Genomic DNA, 543 nt, shown 5'->3' with positions numbered 1-543 from the left:
GCGACGCTGGTGCACGGCTACCTCGGCTACGCCGGCGTGGTGCCGGCCGCCACCGCCGCCATGAACCGCGGATTGGCTGCATTGCGAACGGCACTGGCCCGATGACCGGCCGACCGGAGATCGACCCCGTCCTTAAGGCCCTGCTCGACGCGATGCCGCTGACCTTCACCGCCGCCGACGGTGTGCAGGTTGCCCGGGCGAAGCTGCGTCAGGTGCAGGCCCCGCCGGAGTTGTTGCCGCAGTTGCGCATCGAGGAGCGCACCATCGCCGGCGACGTCGGGGTCCGGATCTACTGGCCACCGGCGACCGAGCAGCACGATCTGCCGGTCGTGGTGTTCTACCACGGCGGCGGCTGGTCGATCGGCGACCTGGACACCCACGACCCGGTCGCCCGCGCCCACGCGGTGGGCGCGCAGGCGATCGTGGTGTCCGTCGACTACCGGCTCGCGCCGGAGCACCCTTTCCCGGCCGGGGTCGACGACTGCTGGGCCGCGCTGCGCTGGGTGGGCGAGCACGCCCGTGAGCTGGGCGGTGACCCGGACC

At 72.9% G+C, this 543-nt stretch carries 1 protein-coding gene and 1 pseudogene; both read left to right on the top strand.

Annotated elements, in window-relative coordinates; genetic code table 11:
* Window positions 1–105: pseudogene (locus F6Q13_RS17935) on the top strand (alpha/beta hydrolase); the annotation flags it as partial.
* Window positions 102–543, top strand: a 442-nt coding sequence (locus F6Q13_RS17930; protein ID WP_293059427.1) for an alpha/beta hydrolase fold domain-containing protein, incomplete at its 3' end; no start/stop codon positions are given. The pseudogene F6Q13_RS17935 and the gene F6Q13_RS17930, both read left to right, overlap by 4 nt.

This window comes from Mycobacterium sp., assembly GCF_008709575.1.
In the GTDB taxonomy this organism is placed as follows: Bacteria; Actinomycetota; Actinomycetes; order Mycobacteriales; family Mycobacteriaceae; genus Mycobacterium.
Note: the sequence above shows the minus strand (reverse complement) of the source record. Positions and strands in the feature narration are given on the sequence as shown.